This window comes from Parcubacteria group bacterium (assembly GCA_041659505.1).
Taxonomy (GTDB): domain Bacteria; phylum Patescibacteriota; class Minisyncoccia; order Moranbacterales; family UBA2206; genus UBA9630.
On sequence record JBAZYF010000002.1, the window covers coordinates 1 to 18,226 of the forward strand.

14 protein-coding genes are annotated in these 18,226 nt (G+C 40.9%); 11 read left to right on the top strand and 3 right to left on the bottom strand.

The features are described 5' to 3' along the window. The first annotated feature begins 238 nt into the window (after positions 1-238). From xerA to WC848_03130, 11 genes are all read left to right on the top strand, one after another. Positions 239-1,060 carry a site-specific tyrosine recombinase/integron integrase gene (xerA, locus tag WC848_03080; protein MFA5961638.1) on the top strand — a complete coding sequence of 274 codons (822 nt, stop codon included), beginning with the start codon at positions 239-241 and terminating at the stop codon, positions 1,058-1,060. A 9-nt stretch (positions 1,061-1,069) separates the two neighbouring features. Further along, positions 1,070-2,917 (top strand): translation elongation factor 4, encoded by a 1,848-nt coding sequence (lepA, locus tag WC848_03085; protein MFA5961639.1) that lies wholly within the window; start codon positions 1,070-1,072, stop codon positions 2,915-2,917. 176 nt (positions 2,918-3,093) lie between these two features. Next, a complete protein-coding gene (locus WC848_03090; GenBank protein MFA5961640.1) occupies positions 3,094-3,492 on the top strand; it encodes a septum formation initiator family protein in 399 nt (132 codons plus the stop codon). 5 nt (positions 3,493-3,497) lie between these two features. Further along, positions 3,498-4,547 carry a peptidylprolyl isomerase gene (locus tag WC848_03095; GenBank protein ID MFA5961641.1) on the top strand — a complete coding sequence of 350 codons (1,050 nt, stop codon included), beginning with the start codon at positions 3,498-3,500 and terminating at the stop codon, positions 4,545-4,547. Between the two features lie 67 nt (positions 4,548-4,614). Beyond that, entirely contained in the window at positions 4,615-4,797 is a 183-nt protein-coding gene (locus WC848_03100; GenBank protein ID MFA5961642.1) for a ferredoxin, read from the top strand. Positions 4,798-4,931: 134 nt separating this feature from the next. Next, the gene (locus WC848_03105; protein ID MFA5961643.1) at positions 4,932-6,245 is read left to right on the top strand and encodes a trypsin-like peptidase domain-containing protein; all 1,314 of its coding nucleotides are present in this window, start codon (positions 4,932-4,934) and stop codon (positions 6,243-6,245) included. 3 nt (positions 6,246-6,248) lie between these two features. After that, the gene (locus tag WC848_03110; GenBank protein ID MFA5961644.1) at positions 6,249-8,864 is read left to right on the top strand and encodes an AAA family ATPase; all 2,616 of its coding nucleotides are present in this window, start codon (positions 6,249-6,251) and stop codon (positions 8,862-8,864) included. A 52-nt stretch (positions 8,865-8,916) separates the two neighbouring features. Continuing rightward, on the top strand, positions 8,917-9,666 hold the full coding sequence (locus tag WC848_03115; protein ID MFA5961645.1) for a hypothetical protein: 750 nt from the start codon (positions 8,917-8,919) through the stop codon (positions 9,664-9,666). A 34-nt stretch (positions 9,667-9,700) separates the two neighbouring features. Continuing rightward, positions 9,701-10,831 (top strand): S1C family serine protease, encoded by a 1,131-nt coding sequence (locus tag WC848_03120; GenBank protein MFA5961646.1) that lies wholly within the window; start codon positions 9,701-9,703, stop codon positions 10,829-10,831. 40 nt (positions 10,832-10,871) lie between these two features. Then, positions 10,872-12,962: a glycosyltransferase family 39 protein gene (locus tag WC848_03125; GenBank protein MFA5961647.1), complete on the top strand. Its 2,091-nt coding sequence runs from the start codon at positions 10,872-10,874 to the stop codon at positions 12,960-12,962. A gap of 17 nt (positions 12,963-12,979) precedes the next feature. Continuing rightward, positions 12,980-14,797, top strand: coding sequence for a glycosyltransferase family 39 protein (locus WC848_03130; GenBank protein ID MFA5961648.1), 1,818 nt, complete (start codon positions 12,980-12,982; stop codon positions 14,795-14,797). On the opposite strand, the gene WC848_03135 is transcribed toward WC848_03130, so the two are convergent. The 3 genes from WC848_03135 to WC848_03145 are packed head-to-tail and all read right to left on the bottom strand — an operon-like array spanning position 14,790 to position 18,218. Beyond that, the gene (locus WC848_03135; protein ID MFA5961649.1) at positions 14,790-15,152 is read right to left on the bottom strand and encodes a hypothetical protein; all 363 of its coding nucleotides are present in this window, start codon (positions 15,150-15,152) and stop codon (positions 14,790-14,792) included. The genes WC848_03130 and WC848_03135 overlap by 8 nt on opposite strands. Position 15,153: 1 nt before the next feature. Further along, positions 15,154-17,094, bottom strand: coding sequence for a DUF1616 domain-containing protein (locus tag WC848_03140; GenBank protein MFA5961650.1), 1,941 nt, complete (start codon positions 17,092-17,094; stop codon positions 15,154-15,156). Then, on the bottom strand, positions 17,088-18,218 hold the full coding sequence (locus WC848_03145; GenBank protein MFA5961651.1) for a glycosyltransferase family 4 protein: 1,131 nt from the start codon (positions 18,216-18,218) through the stop codon (positions 17,088-17,090). Before WC848_03145 ends, WC848_03140 begins: the two co-directional genes overlap by 7 nt. Between the last annotated feature and the right edge of the window lie 8 nt (positions 18,219-18,226).

The window sequence follows — 18,226 nt, forward strand, 5'->3', positions numbered from 1 at the left end:
GCGAGAGTTGTGCGATGTGGCAGGCGCGGTAAGTAATCTCAGGCCTTCTTTAAAAGAATAGCCCCTTCGCATAGCTCAGCGTTGTGGTGAAATGGAACAAGCGGAGCGCGTGACATTTCGCCACAACTCGTTTATATACGAACTTATTGTTGAATAATTGCTGAAATTTGCAGGTTATGCGAAGTTATGGTACTATTCAGTTGTTGCTAACTTATGTGATAAGTGTACCATATTTCGCATGAATCTTCAAGAATTGTTGGGAAAAATCAAGGATGAACTTCGCCTGCGCAATTATAGTCCGCGGACGATTGAGAGCTATTTAGGCTGTCTCAATGAATATTTCAAGGTCGTGAAAATCATCAAGCGCGAACCGGAACTTGCCGTGATTAAAAAATATTTACTGGAAAAGCAAGATCGCGGACAATCATCGCAAACGATCAACTTGCATCTGCAAGCAATCAAATATTTTTATCGGGAAGTTATGAAAAGTAGGGTTGACGTGGATATCAAATTTGCCAAGACGGCAAGCAAGTTGCCAATTGTTCTTTCCAGAAAAGAAATCGAAAAAATGATTGACTCGCTAAGCAATCCCAAGCATAAATTACTCATTTCTGTCTCCTATGGCGCGGGTCTGCGCGTTAGCGAGGCGATAAATTTGAAATTTAAGGATCTGGATTTGGATGAACTTACTATTCACATCAAAGGCGCAAAGGGAAATAAAGACAGAATAAGCCTATTTTCCGAAAAACTATTTTCCCAGCTAAAAGAGCTTGCAGTACTATCAAATGCGAATAGTTATGTTTTTGAGAGTAATCGAGGTGGCAAATTGACCGAAAGAACCGCGCAGAAGGTTTTTGAAACTGCACTTGAAAAAGCGGGAATCAAGAAAGAGGCCACTTTTCATTCACTCCGGCATAGTTTTGCCACGCATCTTTTGGAAAATGGCGTGGATGTGCGGTACGTGCAAGAACTGTTGGGGCATGCTAATATTAGAACGACCCAGATTTATACTAAAGTAACCAATCCAGCGTTAAGAAAAATTAAGAGTCCATTGGAATAGACTAACTTTATGAAAAACATTCGAAATTTCTGCATAATTGCCCACATTGATCACGGAAAGTCTACTCTGGCTGACCGGATGCTGGAAATCACCAAAACGGTTGAGGCGCGCAAGATGAAAGAGCAGTTGCTCGATCAGATGGATTTAGAGCGTGAGCGGGGGATTACGATCAAGATGCAACCGGTCAGAATGAACTACAAATATCAACCTAATCAAAATTCACCTCACCCTAACCCTCTCCTTAGTAAGGAGAGGGGACAAGAAGAATATATTTTGAATCTGATAGATACTCCTGGACACGTCGATTTTGGTTATGAGGTTTCACGCTCACTTGCCGCCGTAGAAGGGGCGGTACTTTTGGTTGATGCGACTAAGGGCGTGCAAGCGCAGACACTGGCCAATCTTTACCAAGCGATTGATCATAATTTGGAAATTATTCCAGTGGCCAACAAAATTGATCTCCCGAACGCCGATGTGGAAAAAACCAAAGCGGAGATTATGCATATTATCGGTTGCAAAGAAGAGGACATTTTGGAAGTGTCGGGGAAAACCGGCGAGGGCGTGGATAAACTTTTGCAACGAATTGTGGAAGTTGTGCCGGCGCCGAGCGGTGATGAAACCAAACCACTGCGCGCGCTGGTGTTTGATTCAAAATATGACATCTATAAAGGCGTTCTGGCTTATGTGCGTGTGATTGACGGGGGAATTTCCGCTGAGGAAGAAATCTTGATGTTGGCCACAGGCGCAAAAAGTGATGTGATTGAAGTGGGCTATTTCAAACCGGATTTTCAAAAAACCCAAAGACTAAAAGTCGGCGAAATTGGTTACATTGCAACCGGATTCAAGAGTGTTGAATACTGCAAAGTTGGTGATACGGTCACACTTTCCAAATTTGAAAAGCAAATTGAAAAACTACCGGGTTATCGCGAAGTTAGTCCGATGGTTTATGCTTCATTTTACCCGACTTCCGGCGATGATTACAATCTGATGCGCGACGCGCTTTCGAAATTAAAATTAAACGACGCCGCTTTTGTTTTTGAACCAGAAAGCAACTTGGCGCTCGGTCGTGGTTTTCGTTGTGGCTTTTTGGGACTATTGCATCTGGAAATTATTCAAGCTCGTTTGGAAGCGGAATTTGAATTGAGTCCGACCATCACAACGCCCGGTGTAGTCTATGAAGTCCAGCTGACCGGCAAAAGTCAGGAAGCGCGTTTGAAGGTCTATTCTCCATCCGAACTGCCTGATCCCTCCACAATTGAGGCCATTTTTGAACCCTACGTCAGTTTGGAAATAATTTCACCTTCCAACTATCTTGGTGCGATTATGGAGATGATGCGAAATACGCGCGCCGAATATCTTGACACGGAATACCTTAACAGCGAACGGATGATTTTGAAATTTAACTGTCCGCTCACTGATGTGATTACTAATCTGCATGATGATCTCAAAAGTGCCACTTCCGGTTATGCTTCGATGACTTATGCGCTTTCCGATTACAGAGCTAATGAGCTGATTAAGTTGGATATTATCATTGCCGAAGAAAAAGTGGAAGCTTTTTCCCGGATCGTGCCAAAAATTTGGGCGCACAGCGAAGGAAAAAGGATCGTGGAGAAATTAAAAGATTCCATTCCCCGGCAGAATTTCCAAATCGCGATCCAAGCGGCGATCGGTGGCAAAGTGCTGGCACGCGAAACTGTCAAAGCTTTTCGCAAGGATGTGACCAGCGGGCTTTATGGCGGAGACATCACCCGCAAAAGAAAGCTTTTGGAAAAACAGAAAAAAGGCAAGAAAAAGATGAAAAACATCGGCAAAGTCGCCATTCCGTCCGAAGCTTTTTTGGCGGTTTTGAAGAAATAATCCGATGTTGTGCTTGGGTCAATAATTTGTTATAATTTTACTATGAGTTTTAAGAAAAGAAACAAGAAAATATATCGAATTTGGGTGGTGATTTCCATCTTAGCCGTGCTTTCTATGGTTGCTTTTACGATTGCGCCAGCGCTGACGATGATGGGTAACTAATACCGCTTAATTTTATGCGCAAGGAAAGTGACAAGGGAAATTCTTGGCTGATCCGAATCATAATTTTTCTCGGCTGTGTGGCGATTGTTTTTGTTTTTTTGGCCATTTCCCGGGAAACCTACCGCAAAAGACAGGTACAGGATGAAATCGGCAAATTGCAAGAGGAAGCCAAACGGATCCAAGGTGATAATATGCGTCTTTCTGAAAAGCTTGCTTATCTGGAAGGGCGAGATTACCAAGAAAAAGAAATTCGCGATAAGCTGAATCTGCAAGATCCTGAGGAAAATGTGGTCATCATCGACCAGGGACTTGTGGCAAAAAAAACCGACGAGCAACCAGCATCAACCGGTCAGGAGGTTCTTATCAAGGAATTAAACCCACAAAAATGGTGGAATTATTTTTTTAAGTATTAGATTTTATGCAAAGAGAGACTGGCGGGAAAAAAATTAAACTGAAGACAGTTGTTTTGGGACTATTTATATTGTTGGTCGTATATCTGATAGTCATAGGCGTTTTGATCTATGGTTTCGGCGTGGACAATCAATTGACCAAAAAAACGTCAGCTTATATCCCATACCCGGTCGCATTTTGGGGAAAAAATATCATAACCGAAGACAAACTCAAGAGCCAGCTCAATTCTGCCCGGATGTTTTATGAAAATCAAGATTTTTCCGATATGGGTATGCGCGTCGATTTTGCTACTGAAGACGGAAAAAAAAGGCTCAAGATCAAAGAAAAAAATATCCTCAATAAATTAATTGAGAATCAACTGATCGAAAATGAAGCTAAAAAAAGAGGAATAATAATCAAGCAAGAAGATATCTCCCAAGCAGTTTCCCGTAAGATGCAAGAATATGGCAGTGAGGATTATCTGAAAGAAAATCTCAAGAAATTATACGGCTGGAATTTGAGTGATTTTGAGGAAAATATCGTAAAGCCGGATATGTATAAGGAAAAGTTGTTTGACAATATCAAAAAGAGCGATTCTTCAATGGCGGCGGCCAAGGACAAGATTGACCTAGTATTGCGAGAATTGAATGAAAAGAAAAAATTTACTGATGTGGTAGAAAAATATTCCGAAGGAGAAAGTGCAAAAAGTGGCGGCGAGCTAGGTTGGTTCACTCAGTCGGAGATGTTGCCAGAAATCGCGCAAGTCGTGTTTGAACTTAAGAAAGGCGACCGAAGTGGAATCATTGAAAGCTCACTCGGTTATCATATTGTGGCAGTGGAGGATAAGAAAATAGAAAATCGGACGGAGAAAGTCCAGTTGAAACAAATTTTTGTGCGCACGGACAACTTCTCGGACTGGCTTAGTCGCTATGTGAAAACGTTTAATATCCAGATTATCTCGAGAAATGTTTATTGGAACAAAACGGATGGCCAGGTGGAATTTAAAAATAAAGAGCTGAAAGATTTTGAAGATAATCTAGAAAAAAATTCTCCCGGCGACATTTCTGTTCTGTTCTAAACTTGTTGCGAAAATAGTTAATAATTAATTTTTATAACTCCGGATAAATTTTCGGAAAAAAAATATTATGCCAAAAGCAAAAGTGAACGAAGAGCTTTGCATCGGATGTGGAACATGCGAAGCGATGTGTCCAACAGTTTTTAAGGTTGAAGACGGGAAGTCACATGTAATTTCTGAGGATTGTGGAGATTGTGATTGCCAAAGCGTGGTCGATAGCTGTCCAGTGAGCGCAATTTCAATGGAAGAGTAAGTTCGAATAGTGAAAAATTTTCTCTGTCCTTTTTTTTACAAAACCAAAAAAAGGACAGGTGAGATAAAATCAATATAAAATAATTTAAAATTTTTCCGGTGTCAAAATCGGCATCGGATCAAATTTAAACTCATATGGATAATCCAGAAAACATCCCCAAAGAGTCACGAGGGGGAAATGAAGTGGCGACAAAAAAAGAGCGTCCCGGACGGCACTCCCCCATATTTTTTATTTCAGTGCTGTTGATCGCCATCGTCCTTTCTTCAATTTTCGGAGCATTTTTCGGTTTCGTCGCGGGCGGTTTCGGACAAAGAATTTTCACCCAATTTTCTCAACGATTTCCTCAATTTTTTCAATCCGGAAATAATTTGACGAAAGCCGATCCAAACTTATCGCGTGAAAAAATTGTCGAGGAAGATTCGGCCGTCATTGACGTAGTGGAAAAAAGCACTCCGGCCGTAGTCAGTATTGTCATCAGCAAAGATGTACCAAAAATCCAAAATTTTTTCGACCCGTTTGGATTTTTTGGCACTCCAGGCACCCCTGATCAAAATAGTGCGGGCGGCAATACGCAAAAAGAGCAGGTCGGAGCTGGTACGGGGTTTATTATCACCGCCGATGGTATGATTGTGACTAATAGGCATGTGGTTTCTGACACTACGGCGGATTACACGGTTGTTACGAATGATGGTACGGAGCATCCTGCAAAAGTCTTAGCTCGCGATCCCGTGAATGACATTGCCGTGATTAAGATTGACGGCAATGATTATCCCACACTTAATTTTGGCGACTCCAACAATCTCAAGATCGGTCAAACTGCCATTGCGATTGGTAATTCATTGGGTCAGTTTTCAAACACTGTCAGCAAAGGTATTATCTCCGGTTTGGGTAGGAATTTGACCGCCGGAGGCGGATCGGGTGGCAGTGAAAATTTAACAGGCATCATTCAAACCGATGCGGCAATCAATCCGGGAAATTCTGGCGGACCACTTTTGGATATCACAGGCAATGTGATTGGGATCAATGTGGCAATTGCACAAGGAGCACAAAGTGTCGGCTTTGCTTTGCCCGCTGCCCAAGTCCAAAAAATTACAGATCAAGTGAAGACAACCGGGAAAATCTCCACGCCCTATCTCGGTGTACGCTATATTCCCATCGATGCCGCATTGCAAAAACAAATCAACCTGCCGTTTGATTATGGTGTGATGGTACTACGCGGTCAGACAATGACTGACTTTGCGGTTATTCCTGGTTCTCCAGCCGACAAGGCGGGTATTGTGGAAAATGATGTGATTTTGGAAGTGAATGGGCAGAAAATTGACGCGAACAATAGCCTCACCGAGCTCTTATCTAAATTTAACGTCGGTGACCAAATCACCTTGAAAGTCTGGCACAAGGGAAATACGAATGATGTCAAGGTGACACTGCAAGAAAGAACACAACAATAAACTATGGATCTTAATCGCTTTACAACTAAGGCGCAGGCTGTTTTGCAACAAGCGCAAGAGCTAGCGATAATCAACAATCAACAGCAGGTGGATGTTTTTCATCTGCTGTTTTCTCTATTGGATCAAGAAGATTCGATCATCCCCGTGATCCTTAAAAAGCTCGAGCTGGATGAAGATAGCATAAAATTCGATGCCACCAAAGAGATTGAAAAGTATCCGCATAATCCGCCCCAAGGCATCAAACAGATCTTTATCGCACCGGAGGTGGTGCTGGTTCTGAATAATGCCGAAATCGAAGCGCGGAAAAATAGTGATGAATATGTTTCGACGGAGCATCTCCTATTGTCTTTCTTGGCGACCAAGGGTGTGGTTCGAGATTTTCTTCTCACACGAGGGATTGCCTATGAAAGCATCTTGAAAATTATCCAAGAATTGCGCGGTTCGCAAAAAATCGACTCGCCCGATCCGGAAAATCGGTTGCAAGCACTCAAAAAATATACGATCGATCTCACGCAACTTGCTAAAGATAATAAGCTGGATCCGGTGATCGGGCGGGATGATGAGATTCGGCGCGTGATGCAAGTGCTTAGTCGGCGGACGAAAAATAATCCCGTACTGATCGGAGAAGCGGGGACGGGAAAGACTGCAATTGCTGAAGGTTTAGCGCAGCGAATTGCTGATGGCGATGTGCCGGAAACGTTGAAAAACAAATCTTTAATGTCCCTCGACCTAGGAATGCTTATTGCTGGAACAAAATTTCGCGGTGAATTTGAGGAGAGGCTAAAAGCGCTTATCAATGAAGTTGACCGCGAATCAGGAAAATATATTTTGTTCATTGATGAGTTACATACTTTGGTCGGTGCGGGTGCGATTGAAGGGGCGATGGACGCATCAAATATGTTAAAGCCCGCCTTGGCGCGGGGAAAATTACGGATGATCGGCGCAACTACGACCAAGGAATATCAAAAGTATATTGAGAAAGATGCCGCATTTGAAAGGCGCTTCCAACCAATCCAAGTCGGTGAACCTTCCATCGAAGATTCGATTGCGATTCTGCGCGGTCTCAAGGAGAAATACGAGGTCCATCACGGCGTCAAAATTACCGATGCCGCCATCCAAGAAGCAGTAAAACTTTCTGATCGCTATATCACTGACCGATATCTTCCAGACAAAGCCGTTGATCTGATCGATGAAGCGACAAGTGCTTTGCGGATGGAAATCGATTCAATGCCGGCCGAGATTGATTCGACTGAACGGCTCTTGCGCCGGATGGAAATTGAGAAAAAAGCTTTAGAGAGAGAAAAGGGAGGGGATGCAAAAAAGAAAATCCGCGAACTAAATCGCAAGCTGGCCGAAATCAGAGAACAAGAAGGCAAGATTCTTTTGCAATGGAAAGCGGAAAAAGAAATGATCACCAATATCCGGAAACATTCTGCGGAAATTGACAAATTAAAATCTGCCGCGGAAATTGCTGAGAGAAAAATGGAATTGGATAGAGTAGCAGAGATCCGTTATGGGAAAATTCCTGAATTAGAAAAAAAGGTCGTGGTGGAAAAAAACAAACTGGATGATTTGCAGAGCAAAGGAGCAATTCTCAAGGAAGAAGTTACCCAGGAAGATATCGCCAAAGTGGTTTCGCGCTGGACAGGCATCCCAACTCCTAAGCTGATCGAAAATGAGGCTCGCAAACTGCTTGAGATGGAAAAAGAGCTAGAAAGAAGAGTGGTTGGACAAAAAGATGCAATATTGGCCGTGGCCAATGCTATCCGTCGTTCGCGCTCTGGCATTGCTGAAAGCAAACGCCCAATCGGATCGTTTATTTTTCTAGGTCCGACCGGGGTGGGGAAGACTGAGCTCGCCAAGGCCTTGGCCGAGTTTCTGTTTAATGATGAAAAAGCCATGGTGCGGGTGGATATGGGAGAATATATGGAAGCCCACAGCGCCTCGAAATTGATCGGTTCTCCGCCGGGCTATGTTGGTTATGAAGAAGGCGGACAACTGACAGAAATTGTTCGGCGGAAACCTTACTCAGTCATTTTGTTTGATGAGATTGAAAAAGCCAATCCGCAGGTGTTTAATATTATGCTCCAGATTCTTGACGAGGGTCATTTGACGGATGCCAAAGGCAGGCGGGTCAATTTCAAAAATACAGTCATTATTATGACTTCCAATATCGGTTCGGATATTATTTACAAAAAAAATCTCGGGTTTCAGGAGGAACGGATAGATGAAGCTGCCAGTGAAACAGAAATGAATCAACGTGTTCTTATGGCACTTAAAGAAAATTTCAAACCGGAATTCCTCAATCGATTAGATGAGGTGATTATTTTTCATCCGATCAGTCGTCAGATGCTCCGTCAAATTGTCGATTTGCAACTGGCAATAATTGAAAAAAGATTGAAAGAAAAACAGATCAAAATCAGACTGACTCAAGCTGCTAAGGATTATTTGAGCAAGAAAGGTTTTGACAATACTTATGGCGCAAGACCTTTGAAGCGTCTCATTCAGACTGAGATAATGAACGAATTGGCAAAAATGCTGATTGAAAGTCAGATAGAAGGAGGAAGCCGCATTAGAATTGACGCTAAAAATAACAAACTTACTTTTGAAATAGCCTAAACTAAGGGCATATGCACTTGCCAAAAGTAAGTTTTTTGCATAACCAAAGATCATGTTTCTGAAACTACGCCCATTATTATCGAGCCTAATTTTTCTCCTTGGATTGGAGTTTGTTGTTTACATCCATTTGAACACAGATCTAGTCTTGATCACCATGGCAGTAATGTTTTTATTTTCTTTGTGGGAGGGGAAAGTGATTGGTAAGAAATGGAAGTTTTCTGTTTTGCCGATTTTTTTCACTCTCTCTTCAACTTCCTTACTATATCTCATCACTCTTAGTTATGAGCAACAGATTTTTATCTTCCTCGCTTCGACGATGTATTATTTGGCACTCTTTGGCGCCTATCGTCTGGGAGAATATGAAAAAGATCAAACTGCGCAAGGCATGAATATGGCCGCCACATCAGCGACGGTCTTTTTCGCTTATGCCGGCGCCTATGGACTTTATCTTAATTTTCTCGTTCCGCTCCATCTCCTAATGCTCTGTTATTTTATGATAACACTGCTTACTAGCTACCAATATTTTTCTATCATCAAAAATAATGACAAAAAAACCGTGCTGATGTATAGTTTTATCATGGGACTTTCTATGATGGAAATCGCTTGGGCGATAAATTTTTGGCCGTTTGGATATTTGACCACAGGGGTAATTGCGCTTATACTTTATTACATGCTTTGGAGTATCGTACAAAGCTATTTTTTGAACATTTTAAGCCAAAAAAGGACAATGATCAGCGTACTCTTTTTTTCTTTCCTGGTCGTAATCGTCCTTTTGACCTCAAAGTGGATCCCAGTTATCTAAAGTCCTAAACGTAATTTATTCAAAATATTTTTTTATGCAAAAAACTAAAAAAGTTTTTATTATCCTGTTTGTTGTGTTGGTCGCGGGGTTGAGCAGTATTGTTGCTAATCGCTATATTTTTCCTCACTTGGCAACCACAAAGCTTTTTGCTAAATATGACTTTTTAAAAAAAACTGCTGCTGATGTGACGGTCATTAATAAAACTGAGCAGGTCTATGTCAAAGAGGATACTTCGATCAGCAAAGTAGTAGGGCAAGCTTTATCATCGGTTGTAAATGTCACTTCCTATGTAGCAGGGGAGAAAAAAAATCCGCTTTTGAAAAATGGCACCGGCTTGATCGTTACTAGTGATGGGCTGATTATGACTTATGCTAGCGCCATTATTGCTGAAAATGCCAGTTATAAAGTGACTACTGACAATAATAATATCTACGAGGCAACATTGCTAGATATTGATGTCTATAGCAATTTGGTTTTTTTGAAGATCAATGCTAGTAATCTTTCTGCTGCTTCCTTTGCTAATTCAGATGACGCGCAGCCAGGAGAAAAGATTATCGCAGTGGGCAATGATTCTCCTGTCTATGCGCCGTCTTTTGCGGCAGGAGTTCTGAGTAGCTTCCAGGCCTATTATAATTTATCAGAAAAAAGCGTCGCTTCTTCGGAAAAAATGGAGGGTGTGTTTAGTGCTGATCTAAATACGCAAGAGCACTTTATCGGAGGGCCAATTGTGGATTATTCCGGACAGATAATCGGGATTACTGGAGCAGTCAGCCGAGACAATCGGGCGAATTTTTTCCAGATCCCCGCCAACAAAGTGAGGTTAGTGATCGACAAGGAAATTAAAAAAGAAATAGCGACGACGCCCGTCCTCGGTCTATCATATCTGCCACTCACGAAGATCTACGCTTCGATTAATAATTTACCGAGCGAAACCGGCGCGCTGATTTATTCCGCTTCCGGGCAACAAGGCTTAGCTATTATCGCGAATTCTCCCGCGGCCAATGCCGGACTTAAAATTGGCGACATAATTACAGCTGTGGCTGGAGAAAAGATCGACGCTAACAATACCTTGCCCGACCTTTTGTATCGACACAAGAAAGGTGAGCAGCTTGAATTGACTATTTTACGCAATACACAAGAAATGAAGATTAATGTCCAATTATAAGTTTTCGAGCTTAATAGTATAAGTCACATTTAATCAAACTATGCAGATCCAAAAAAAACATTATCCAAAAATTCTGCTTTTTTGCACTCTGGTCGTTTATTTTTTTTTCGGCCTTACGCACCTGACAAAATTTGTTTCTTTTGACGAGCATTATTGGCTGTACAATGCGGACAATGATCGGATTCATCAGTATTGGAATGCGATTGCAACAGGAGATTGGAAGGACACGCGGATCAATGACAAGCCGGGAATCACTTTGGCCTATACATCGGGATTGGCATTACTAGTAGACAATCATGTGGTTGATGATCAGGTGGTTTTCACGGATAAGACGGTCAAGATTTTTGATCCGCAAAAGACAGAAAGGATTAACCTTCTTTTCCGCTTGCCCATCTTGCTTTTGACTGGTTTTTTTGCGATTTATTTTTTTTGGATCATCAAAAAGATTACCCAAGATGAATGGCTGGCGCTGCTTGCCGTGACACTGACATATCTTTCACCAGTGATTATCGGCATCTCCCAAATTGTCAACCCCGATTCGCTTTTTTGGGTTTTTGCTTTTTCTGCGATGCTCGCTTATGTCGCTTGGCTCAAGTATTTTGAAAAAAAATATTTTTGGCTCACGTTGGTTTTTTTTGGTCTTTCGATGGCAAGTAAATATGTCAGCATCATTCTAGTTCCTTTTTTTCTTTTTATGCTATTGACCTTCTATCTATTCGAATTTTCCGGCTGGGAGGATAAGCGAGCGATTTTAAAAAAGTTAGTCTTGAAAAACTGCCTGGCCTATCTGGGAATCATTGCAGGTGGTTTTTTGATTTTTGCCATCATGATGCCAGCGGTTTTTGTCGAACCAAAATATTTTTATGAGGGAACGATCGGCTTTCCCGGCATGGCGCCGATCTTTTGGTTTTCAATGTTTGTGACTGCTCTTTTGGCGGGAGATGCCTACTTCAACCACAATCGAGCCTTTCACTACGTATTGGAAAAAATGCAGAGCGTCAAAAAAATTGCGCCCAAGTTGATTGCTGGCATTTTGCTTGCGAGCATTTGTTTCGTGCTGGTCAATTGGATGCTCCGTCACCGACTGATCGATCTGTCTGATATTGCTTTTGACACGAAGCGCAAACCCGAATTTAGCAATTTGCCTCTGCTATATAAATTTATCATGGAGACTGTGCCACTGGCTTTTGCTTCCCTGCCACTTATCCTTTTTTCCTTGCTCTATCTGTGGTCAAAAAATATTTTTGAAAAAATCAAATATGCATACCTGACTTTTATTTTTTCTGCTTTTATTTTTATTTTTTATCTGGCAGTGATTGAACAAGGGCTAGTATTGACGATTCGCTATAGCATCATTCTCTACCCAATTTCCGCACTACTTTCCGCCATTGCTTTAGTAAATTTTTTTGGTGAAAAAGGAGCGCAGAGAGATTCTCGTAAATTTTTAACATTTTTCTCTATCATTATCGCGATCATTTCTCTTTTGTTTATCGCTTCTTTCTTTGAACAGTCTAAAATTATCAGTGAAGCAAATCTACGCGTTTTCTATAATTTTCATCGCATTATTTTTTCTCTACTTGTAGTTATTGCTTCGGTCATCGGCGCAAGGGGAGTTTACATTTTTGCTGGCTGGAAAATGTTTCGCAGCATATCCAATCTCGGAATTTATTTGATTGTTCTCGTTTCTAGCCTAATAAGTATCTGGCTCATTAAGCCTTATTATTTTAGCTATAGCAACGACTTTCTCCCTAAAAAATACATAATCACTAGCGGCTGGGGCTATGGTGGCTATGAATTAGCCCAAGAGATGAATAAACTGCCCAATGCCAAGGATACGACAGTTTGGGCAGATTCTTATGGTTTTTGCGAATTCTACATTGGAAAATGCATCCATAAGATAAAAATTAGGACCGAACAATACCCAATTGATTATTTCTATTCAACCTTGCAAAGTCAGCTGCGTCCAAAATTTATCGGTCCAACCTATGAAGAAGATGGAAAGCCAATTTATAATCTTGAAATTGACGGGCGTTACAAAAACTACGTTAGAATCTTCAAGGCTAAAAAAACAACCGAATCGGATTTGACAGAACCAAGCACAGAGATTACAAACGAAGAAGATATTGAATAATTATTAAGTTAAAATGAATGAGCTTAAAGAGCAAACGACAAACTGGCGCAATCATTTTGATTCTTCTCATTTCGCTCGGGCTATATCTTTCTTTCGGCCTTTATCATATCTCAAAATTCGAAACCGCTGATGAACATTATTGGATATATGATTCGACGGCAGGCAGGATCCATGATTATTGGAAGGCTATTGCCACGAAAAATTGGCTAGGAACGAGGATCAATGACAAGCCTGGCGTGATGCTGGCCTACGTCAGTGGAATTGGAATTTTTTTTGAAGACGGCTTGAATAAGCGTCCCGATGATTCGCCTGATTACCAAAGTGCATTTTCTTCCGTAGAAACGGAAAAGATCAATCGAGCTTTTCGTGTTCCGCTCCTAATTTTCAACGGACTTTTTTCTTTGTTCATTTTTTGGGCCGTCAAACGTCTAACAAAGAATAAATGGTTGGCCCTGACCGCAACCACTCTCATCCTACTCAATCCGGTCATTATCGGTGTTTCTCAGATTATCAATCCCGATGCGCTGTTATGGGTTTTTTCCTTTTCCGCGCTAATTTCTCTCTTGAATTACCTGGAATATGGGAAAAAAATAGATGCCTTTTTGTGCTCAATATTATTTGGTTTTGCTCTTCTGAGCAAATATTCAGCTGTTATTTTTATTCCCTTTTTCTTTATAATTGTGCTCCTTTATCTTTTACAAGAAAAAGAACAAGGGGATTTGGCTAAAAAAGTAAAAAGGCATATGCCGGCATATCTCCTGATTTTGGCGGGATCCTTTGCGGTTTTTGCCATTTTGATGCCAGCAGTGATTATCAGTCCAAGTTTTTTCTATTATGGAACAATTGGTTTCAAGGGGATGGCGCCGATTTTTTGGTCGGTGATCGGGGTAGATTTATTGCTCTTTCTCGAAGCGCATTTTTTGGGAGCGAGATATAGTTTTCTTTTATCTCGCTATGTTAATTTGGTTTTTCCCTATTTACGTAGATTGTTGTTTTTCGTAGTGGCATTTATAACTGGTTTGGTTTTGATAAATTGGTCAATAGGGGACAATTTCCTTTTGATCAAGGGGATGAATTTTGATGCCGGGCATGATTATCCTTTTCGCCGACAGGATTTTTTTGATAAATTGTTCTTGGAAATATATCCCTTAGTTTTCTCGCTGACTCCACTGGCGCTATTGTCTTTGATTGCACTGTGGATCAAGGGCGTATTTGGAAAATTAAGGTATCCGCTCCTAGTTTTTATCAGCTCCTCATTTATCGTTGTTTTTTATGCGGCAGTACTCAAGCAAGATCTCCTGGTCAATATCCGCTATAGTGTCATGCTTTATCCGATCCTGATGCTACTGGCGGCATTTTCTTTTGATGAATTTCTATTGAGTCGGATGAAAAATTCCCATCGATTTGTAGTAGTGCTTCTTGTGATAGTCGTTAGTAGCACAAGTCTTTGGCTCATTAAACCCTACTATTTCAACTATACCAATGATTTGTTGCCGAAAGATAAAATCATCACCGGCGCCTGGGGTTATGGCGGCTATGAAGCGGCGCAAGTGCTAAATGCTTTGCCTGATTCAAAAAATTTGAATGTCTGGTCGGATTATTGGGGCGTTTGCTATTTTTTTGATGGCACCTGCGTCCAAGCGACGGGGTATGATAACTTTACGCAAAAAGCACAAGACAAAAAAATCGATTACTATGTCATGACCAGAAGGGGAGAGATGAGCAATGTTAAGACTTGGAACAAGATAGGCAAAAAATCACTTGGCAAGGCGGTTTGGGAATTGAATATTGATGATCGACCCAAAAATTTTATCCGGATCTATGCGGCTAATTAAAGCGCTTATGGATTTCCTTTTTCCCGCCCAGTTCATCTGAAACTTCAATTGTAATTTTTTCACCATCACTTTCATTCAAGAGGGGAATGGTGCTTTTTTGTCCAGAGACGACAAGGATGTCGGCTTCTTTTATTATTACGTTGCTTTCTCCAGCCATTTCTTTCCAATGGATTTTTTTTGTTTTAGTATTGTTTTCGATAATGAAGGTTAGATTATCAGACTGGGGATCTTCAAAGTAGATTTCCCAACCAGCATCAGATGGCTGGAGTTGTTTTTTTTCAAAATAAGAAAGAAAACAAAAACTGAAAAATAACAAAATAACTAAAGCAAAAATGATTTTTTTTTCACTACTCATCTTATTTGTTGCGATAATAAATATTTATTTCCTCATTGGAATAGACTTGCCAGAAATTATTCAGTTTTCGAAATTGCGCTCCGTCCATTAATTTGTTCACCATTACGAAATTAGTACCCAAATCTGAGTAGCATTTTTCCCCCAATTCCCCGCCCGGATTAGAAATCATGTCGCGCGTACAAAATTCCTTCTTATCGACGCCGTTTTCATAGCGCTCGAAATTTGCCCGATAACTTGGGAAATAATAGTCCCGCATAAAAAATAACTTCACCCAAGAATCAGCGAAAAGATAGACGTGGTCGGAGGCTAATAGATCGGTCTTTTTCATTCTAGTCGCGAGATACTCGCTGGCGTTAAAAGTTTGAAATGTTTTTTTAGCTGAATCGTTCCCTTTTAGATAAATAGTGGTATCAGAAAATCCATCCAGGTTGATAAAAATAAACAGCAGAAGAAATGCGCCGATAATTAATTTTTGGCCAAAAGGAACGAGGAGATTTTTATGAAAATCTTTTTGACCAAAAACAGAAATAAACGCAAACGCACTGATGATTGCGAATGGATAGACTCCATAGTTTGCAACGCGTCCGGAAGGAATAGAGATTTTTACCAGTCCCGGCGCAAGAGAAATAAGCGTAATCACTGAAATCCAACTAAATAGCAATAGAAAAGAATAGCGGGAGATACTTTTTCGCAATGGTGCTAAAAACAGGAGTATGCCGAAAGCGCCCAGCGCAAAACGCGCCTCACCTAAAACATTTCTAAACTGGAGTATTGAAAGTCCGGTATGTTCAATTTTTTTAACTGCGCCAACAACTGTGTTTACGGCACTATTGGTAAGGTACGTTGGGGTATAAATAATAAACACAAAGACTAGAGAAAAGACCAAGAAAGCAAGCAAAAGAGGAGATTGCCAGGATCTTTTTTGGCTAAAAAAAACTTGTTTTGTTTCTTGAAAATTAAACAGAAAGCTAAGTGCAACAAATCCAACGAAAGTCAAAAGAAAAATTAGTCCCGAGAGGTGATGGGTATAAAATAATCCCATTGAAAAAAATAGCGCGAAAAATAAAAAGACACTTTCTTTTTCGCGAAGAAAACGGACATAAAAATAAAAAGTGAGTGGAATGAGTAGGTTGCCAAGGATGTTGCCAATCACTCCTCCACCGACAAACTTGGCTTGAGGAGGATCTATGACAAATAGCGCTCCGCAAAATAGTAGGGCAAAAATAGCAATATTTTTGTTTTGCGGACTTGCTTCGAACAGGCGCAGAGAAAGGATGAAAACCGCCAAAAGACTGAAAATATTTATAAAGAGTAGAACGGAGACAGGAAAAGCAGAAATAAAACTGGCACCAGAAATAAGGCTAATCGCGGTGAATATTAGATGCTCCCCAATGACGAAATCGCTGATTGGTTTGGGCGCATCAATCTGGTAAGCCCCATCTTTCAAAACAATCTCCCTTTGTGTGTAATTTTGAATTTTTCCCGACTCGGCAAATAGCTTTGACCAATACATATGATGGCCCAGATCAGTACTGGAAGATGGTAGATTATTTTGCAGATAAACTGAGCGGATAAAAATAGACAAGAAAAGAATCAGGATAATTAGAAGGGTTTGTTTGAAAGAAAAATCGGAGGAGGCTTTTGTCTCGGCTACTCCCGGTGCTTTTTTGAATCTTTTTCGATAGACTAAAAAACAACTCGCACTAAAAATCAGTAGCGTGATTACTAGGGATGCTCTGGTGAAAAGTATCTCGACTCGAGACATCACAAGCATCAGAAAATCTGTAATGAGAATACTAAGGCCAGTGGCGGCAATAAACCTTTCCAGCACGCCCAATTTTTCTTTGCCAAAAAAAGCCAGGAGCATAAAATAGCCTGGCACAAAAAGCACTAGCGCAATTGTCAGATAAAAACTGATTTGTGATTGGAAGAGTTCTAGCATAATGTTTTTTCAATTTCCTCAAGATAGCGCTGGGAGATTTTTTCCCAAACAAAATTTTCCATGACAAATTGTTTGGCTTTTTTTCCGAATTCTTTGCGAAATTCGTCATCTTCAAGAAGCTCTTTTATTTTTTCTATCCAGGCGTTTGCGTTTCCTGGTTCAACTAAAAATCCATTCCTGCCCTCAATAATCGCATCTTTGAGGCCTTCATGATTGGAAGCAAGAACTACTCTTTCGCAAACGGCGGCTTCGATGGCGTTGATTCCAAAACCTTCCATTGTTCCGTGGACTTTGATATTTGGTGAAACGTACAAATCAGTCGCGTTGAATAATACCAATTTATCTTTCTCGGGAATGTTGCCAATTAGTTTCACTCTGTCTTCAAGATGTAATTCTCGCGCCGCTTTTTGGCATTTATCAAAAGCATTTTCATTTCCGGTAATTGCCGATGAAACAACTCCTCCCGCGGACACAAAGACATAATTTTCAGGAAGCGCCGGCATGACGTTTCTGATGAACCATTCGACACCTTTATGTGGAACGAAACGCGCCACGCGCAAGATGATTTTTTTGCCGGTTAGATTCATGTCTAAAACTTTCTCCATTTCTTGGCGATTAGTTTCTATGATTATCGATTCAGGATTGATGCCGTTGGGAATAAAAACACACAAATCGCGTGGCACCCCCGCTTTCACGGCCTCTTCAATCGTTTCGTTGCCAACCATGATGAGACGATTGAATTTTTTAAGGGAGGGAATGTTGATGCTCCGATATATTCTTCCCAAGATACTTTTCTTTTTAGCAAAAGTCACATCAAGTCCGTGAATGATGGCAATATATTTTTTTCGCGGATAGAAAAATCTCAAGACGATTGCGATTGGAGTGGGGATGCCGTTGCCAAAAAGCGCGACGTCATAGTTGGAAAGAATAAAAAGACTTTTGAGAAATGCCCAAGCAATAAAGATTGGCAAAAACTTTTTTCCGCGCGTGTTGGCAATCAGTTTTGTTTCGGTTATTTTGGAAAGCGCTTCAAAAATTTCCTGATTTTGCCTTTCCAGCCCGCCAAAAGTTGGCGGATAAGAATGGGAAATAAAAAGAATACGTGGTTTTTTCACTGTAGCCATAAGGAAGA

What these genes read in the sequence shown, in the direction of transcription:
- xerA (MFA5961638.1), top strand. Translation starts at nt 239, where the DNA reads ATGAATCTTCAAGAATTGTTGGGAAAAATCAAGGATGAACTTCGCCTG.
- lepA (MFA5961639.1), top strand. Translation starts at nt 1,070, where the DNA reads ATGAAAAACATTCGAAATTTCTGCATAATTGCCCACATTGATCACGGA.
- WC848_03090 (MFA5961640.1), top strand. Translation starts at nt 3,094, where the DNA reads ATGCGCAAGGAAAGTGACAAGGGAAATTCTTGGCTGATCCGAATCATA.
- WC848_03095 (MFA5961641.1), top strand. Translation starts at nt 3,498, where the DNA reads ATGCAAAGAGAGACTGGCGGGAAAAAAATTAAACTGAAGACAGTTGTT.
- WC848_03100 (MFA5961642.1), top strand. Translation starts at nt 4,615, where the DNA reads ATGCCAAAAGCAAAAGTGAACGAAGAGCTTTGCATCGGATGTGGAACA.
- WC848_03105 (MFA5961643.1), top strand. Translation starts at nt 4,932, where the DNA reads ATGGATAATCCAGAAAACATCCCCAAAGAGTCACGAGGGGGAAATGAA.
- WC848_03110 (MFA5961644.1), top strand. Translation starts at nt 6,249, where the DNA reads ATGGATCTTAATCGCTTTACAACTAAGGCGCAGGCTGTTTTGCAACAA.
- WC848_03115 (MFA5961645.1), top strand. Translation starts at nt 8,917, where the DNA reads ATGTTTCTGAAACTACGCCCATTATTATCGAGCCTAATTTTTCTCCTT.
- WC848_03120 (MFA5961646.1), top strand. Translation starts at nt 9,701, where the DNA reads ATGCAAAAAACTAAAAAAGTTTTTATTATCCTGTTTGTTGTGTTGGTC.
- WC848_03125 (MFA5961647.1), top strand. Translation starts at nt 10,872, where the DNA reads ATGCAGATCCAAAAAAAACATTATCCAAAAATTCTGCTTTTTTGCACT.
- WC848_03130 (MFA5961648.1), top strand. Translation starts at nt 12,980, where the DNA reads ATGAGCTTAAAGAGCAAACGACAAACTGGCGCAATCATTTTGATTCTT.
- WC848_03135 (MFA5961649.1), bottom strand. Translation starts at nt 15,152, where the DNA reads ATGAGTAGTGAAAAAAAAATCATTTTTGCTTTAGTTATTTTGTTATTT.
- WC848_03140 (MFA5961650.1), bottom strand. Translation starts at nt 17,094, where the DNA reads ATGCTAGAACTCTTCCAATCACAAATCAGTTTTTATCTGACAATTGCG.
- WC848_03145 (MFA5961651.1), bottom strand. Translation starts at nt 18,218, where the DNA reads ATGGCTACAGTGAAAAAACCACGTATTCTTTTTATTTCCCATTCTTAT.